The following is a 4,710-nucleotide window of genomic DNA, read 5'->3' on the forward strand; positions in this document are numbered from 1 at the left end:
GGGCCGGGGCGACGGGGGACGACGGTGCGGCGGGGTCGGTCACCCGCTCAACCTACGACGCGCACCAGCGCCGACGCCCGCCGGTCCACGGGAGCGGGCGCCGTCACACCACCAGCTCCGCCGCCGCCGAGCGCGCCCGGCGCAGCGCCGCGCCGTCCAGGCCGAGCACCCGCAGCGCGGCGTCGGCGACCAGCGGCGCGACCTCCTGCGCCGCGGCGTCCCCGCCGGACCGCCGCGCGGTGATCACCGTCTCGACCAGCCCGAACACCAGCGTGGCCTCCGCCGGCCGCGCGGACTCCGGCCGCCCCAGCACCGCCGAGACCAGCGCGTCGTACCGGCCGCGCAGCCGCGCGCGCTCCTCGCGGAACTCGGCGAACGCCTCGCCCTCGACCTCCGGCAGCTGCATCAGCCCGCCGATGTTGACCGGCCCGTCCGCCAGCCACCGGGCGTCGGCGTCGCACAGCGCCCACAGCCGCGCCGCCGGGTCGCCGGCCGCGTCGAGCAGCTCGTCGGCCAGGTCGAGCGAGGGGCGGACCGTGTCGAGCAGCAGGGTCCGCAGCAGGACGTCCTTGCCGCGGAAGTGGTGGTAGATCGACGCCTGCTTCACGCCCGCCCGCTCGGCGATGGCGTAGGTCGAGGTCGCCGTGTACCCGACGCTGCTGAACAGGGCCGCCGCGGCGGCGAGGACGTCCCCGCGGGTGTCCCGGCCGTCCGCGGCGCGCGGGCGCCCGGGCCGGGTCGCGGTTCGCTCCGCGTCGGGCGTGGGGGCCGTCATGCGCGCGGACGCTAGCAGCCGCGCGTCACCGGGACGTTTCGCGCCCGCGCACCCCCGCCCCGCTGCGCGCGAGCTCCAGCAGCCGGGCGGCCGTCCGCTCGTCCACGACGAGGTCCGTCATGGTCCCGGCGCGCAGCGCGGCGAGCAGCGGCACCGCCTTGTTGTCCCCGGCCACCGCGCACAGCCGCCGCGGGATGCGCCGGAGCTGGTCGGGCGACGGGCCCGTGGCCCGCGCGTTCAGCGGCACGTCCTGCCACGACCCGTCGGCGCGCAGGAACACCGTGCACACGTCGCCGACGACCGACTGCTCGTGCAGCAGCTCGACGTCGTCGTCGTCCAGGTACCCCGCGGAGTAGACGTGGCTGGGGACCGAGCCGGTGACCGAGCCGACGGAGAACAGCGCGATGTCGGCGCGCGCCTGCTCGTCGAGGACCCGGCGCACCGACCGCTCCCGCCACATCGCCTGCTTCGTCTCCGGGTAGTCGAAGAACGCGGGGACCGGGAAGTGGTGCACGGTGGCGCCGAACGCGCTGCCGAACGAGGCGATGAGGTCGCTCGCGTACTCGATGCCCGAGGTGCGCGTGTTGGCCGCGCCGTTCAGCTGGACGACGACGCTGCCGTGCGTGGCCTTGGGCTGCAGCCGGCGGGACACGGCGGCCAGCGTCGTGCCCCAGGCGACGCCGAGGATCATGTCGGAGTCGAACCAGGAGGCGAGCAGGCGTGCGGTCGCCCGGGCCACCTGGTCGAGCGTGTCGGCGGGCTCGCCGGAGTCGGGGACCGGCACCACGTAGGTGTCGATGCCGAACGCGGCGGAGATCGACCGCCCGAGGCTCGGCGCCCGGGTGCTGGACGGACGGAGCGTGATCTCGACCAGGCCCGTCTCGCGCGCCCGCTTGAGCAGGCGGGACACCGTCGACCGCGACGTGTGCAGGTGCCGCGCGATCACGTCCATCTTGACGTCCTGCAGGTAGTACATGGACGCGGCGCGCAGCACGTCCTGCTCGCGGTCGGTCATCGTCCGCGACCTCCTCGTCGGGCCGGATGCGGGACCTCGGTCCCTGCACATTCGTGCACTGCGGTTGCGCGTCTGTTCGCGAGGTGACGACGATAGCGAACAGACAGGACCGAGGCCCCAGTCTGCGGGGCCACGAGCACCCGCGACCAGGGCACCGACGGCCGGGAGAGCACGACCGCGATGGAGCTGACATGAGGACCGCAGCACTGACCCCTCGCCTGCGTGACGACGCGCTGGCGGCCCTGCGAGCGACCACGGAGGGCGGGCCGGAGCTCGACGTCCTCGTCATCGGCGGCGGCGTGACCGGCGCCGGCATCGCGCTGGACGCGGTGACGCGCGGCCTGTCCACCGCGGTCATCGACGCGCAGGACTGGGCCTCGGGCACCTCCAGCCGGTCCAGCAAGCTCGTGCACGGCGGCCTGCGCTACCTGCAGATGCTCGACTTCCACCTGGTGCGCGAGGCCCTCACCGAGCGCGACCTGCTCATCAGCGACCTCGCCCCGCACCTGGTCAAGCCCGTGCCGTTCCTCTACCCGCTCGAGAACCGGGTCTGGGAGCGCGCGTACGTCGGCGCCGGCGTGGCCCTGTACGACACGCTCGCCAGCGTCAACGGCCGCAAGCGCGCCATGCCGCTGCACCAGCACCTGTCCCGCAAGGGCATGGAGCGCAAGTTCCCCGACCTGCGCCACGACGCCGCGGTGGGCGCGGTGCAGTACTGGGACGCCAGCGTCGACGACGCCCGGCTGGTCTCGACCCTGATCCGCACGGCGGTGTCCTACGGCGCGCACGCGGCCTCCCGCACCCAGGTCGTCGGCCTGACCACCACGTCGGGCGGCGCGGTCACCGGCGCCGAGCTGGCCGACCTGGAGTCCGGCGAGCGCTTCACGGTGCGCGCCCGGCACGTCATCAACGCGACCGGCGTCTGGACCGAGCAGACCGAGTCGCTCGCCGGCACCGAGGGCGGCCTGCGGGTTCTCGCGTCCAAGGGCATCCACATCGTCGTGCCGCGCGACCGGATCGCGGGCAACACGGGCCTGATCCTGCAGACCGAGAAGTCGGTCCTGTTCATCATCCCCTGGTCCCGCTACTGGGTGATCGGCACCACCGACACCCCCTGGGAGCAGGACCTCACCCACCCGGTGGCCACCAGCGCCGACATCGACTACGTCATCGAGCACGCGAACGCCGTGCTGTCCCGGCCGATCACCCGCGACGACGTCATCGGCACCTGGGCCGGCCTGCGGCCGCTGCTGCAGCCCGGCACCAAGGAGGGCACGTCGTCGGCCAAGGTGTCGCGCGAGCACACCGTCGCCTCCCCGACGCCGGGCCTCACCGTGATCGCGGGCGGCAAGCTCACCACCTACCGGGTGATGGCGAAGGACGCCGTCGACTTCGCGATCGGCTCGCGGGCGACCACGCTGCCGTCGATCACGCACAAGATCCCGCTCGTCGGCGCCGAGGGCCTCGAGGTGCTGCAGCGCCAGGCCCGGGACATCGGCGGCCGGTACGGCTGGGACAGGGGGCGGATGGACCACCTGCTGCACCGGTACGGCTCCCTGCTGGGCGAGCTGCTCGAGATCGTCGACGAGGAGCCGGCGCTCGGCCAGCCGCTCGCCGGGGCCCCCGCGTACATCGGCGCGGAGATCGCCTACGCCGTCACGCACGAGGGCGCCCTGCACCTGGACGACGTGCTCATGCACCGCACCCGCCTCAACTACGAGGTCGCGGACAAGGGCCTCGGCGCGCTGGACGAGATCGCCGCGATCGTCGCCCCGCGCCTCGGCTGGGACGACGCCACCCGCGCCCGTGAGATCGACGCGTACCGGCAGCGCGCCCAGGCGGAGTTCGCCGCCGCCGAGCAGCCCGACGACGCCGCCGCGCAGGCCGCGCGCGACGTCGCGGAGGACCTCGCGCCGCTGCTCCCGCTCGACGCGGACCCCGTCCGCCCGGGCACCAAGCCGGGTTCGTCGCCCAGCACCCCTGCCACCGCAGGCCCGGCAGGGACATGATCAGTACCACCTAGCGGTCCCCCGGCCGCGCCCCGCCCGGTCGGTCCTCGACCGGGCGGGACCCTGCGAGACAACGACGTCCGTCAGAAAGAGGTCGACTGTGGAGTCCATCTCGATCGGAGATGCCATCCTCTCCGAGTTCCTCGGCACCGCCGTGCTGCTCCTCCTCGGTGCAGGCGTGGTCGCCAACGTGATCCTGCCGAAGACGAAGGGATTCGGCGGCGGCTGGCTGCTGATCAACTTCGGGTGGGGCCTCGCGGTCTTCACCGGCGTGTACGTGGCGTTCCAGTCCGGCGCGCACCTGAACCCGGCGGTGACGCTGGGCATCTGGGCCGCGGGCAAGGACGAGTTCGCCCCGGGCATCGAGGTGAACGCGACCAACGGGTTCCTGTACATCGCGGCGCAGTTCGCCGGCGCCGCCGTCGGCTCGACGGTCGCGTACCTCACCTACAAGAAGCACTTCGACCAGGACGCGGACCCCGCCATCAAGCTCGCGGTGTTCTCCACCGGGCCGGAGCTGCGCTCCTACGGGTGGAACTTCCTCACCGAGGTCGTCGGCACGTTCGTCCTCGTGTTCTGGGTGGTCATCAGCGGCAACACGCCCGCCCAGATCGGCCCGCTCGGCGTCGCCCTGGTCGTGGTCGGGATCGGCGCCAGCCTCGGTGGCCCCACCGGCTACGCCATCAACCCGGCGCGTGACCTCGGCCCGCGCATCGCGCACGCCCTGCTGCCGATCCGCGGCAAGGGCTCGTCCGACTGGTCGTACGCCTGGGTGCCGGTGCTCGGCCCCGCCGTCGGCGGCATCCTCGGCGGCCTGCTGGCCATGACCATCGGCTGGGTCGCCTGACCTCGGTGCCCTGAGCCGGGGCGCCCACCCCCACCCCTGCGGGGCGGGCGCCCCGGCTCAGGGC

4 protein-coding genes are annotated in these 4,710 nt (G+C 73.9%); 2 read left to right on the plus strand and 2 right to left on the minus strand.

Annotated features, from left to right (window positions below; genetic code table 11):
- Positions 1–103: 103 nt before the first annotated feature.
- Entirely contained in the window at positions 104–775 is a 672-nt protein-coding gene (locus MHY85_RS20195) for a TetR/AcrR family transcriptional regulator (RefSeq protein ID WP_239200035.1), read from the minus strand.
- A 25-nt stretch (positions 776–800) separates the two neighbouring features.
- Positions 801–1,790, minus strand: a complete 990-nt coding sequence (locus tag MHY85_RS20200) for a sugar-binding transcriptional regulator (protein WP_239200038.1) — start codon at positions 1,788–1,790, stop codon at positions 801–803.
- Positions 1,791–1,981: 191 nt separating this feature from the next.
- Between MHY85_RS20200 and MHY85_RS20205 the strand changes: the two genes are divergently transcribed.
- Together MHY85_RS20205 and MHY85_RS20210 are read left to right on the plus strand one after the other, a co-directional pair.
- Complete coding sequence (locus MHY85_RS20205; protein WP_239200065.1) at positions 1,982–3,799, plus strand: glycerol-3-phosphate dehydrogenase/oxidase; 1,818 nt, start codon at positions 1,982–1,984, stop codon at positions 3,797–3,799.
- A 100-nt stretch (positions 3,800–3,899) separates the two neighbouring features.
- Positions 3,900–4,646, plus strand: coding sequence for an MIP/aquaporin family protein (locus MHY85_RS20210; protein WP_239200068.1), 747 nt, complete (start codon positions 3,900–3,902; stop codon positions 4,644–4,646).
- The last annotated feature ends 64 nt before the right edge of the window (positions 4,647–4,710 follow it).

Source organism: Cellulomonas sp. ACRRI (assembly GCF_022346185.1).
In the GTDB taxonomy this organism is placed as follows: domain Bacteria; phylum Actinomycetota; class Actinomycetes; order Actinomycetales; family Cellulomonadaceae; genus Cellulomonas.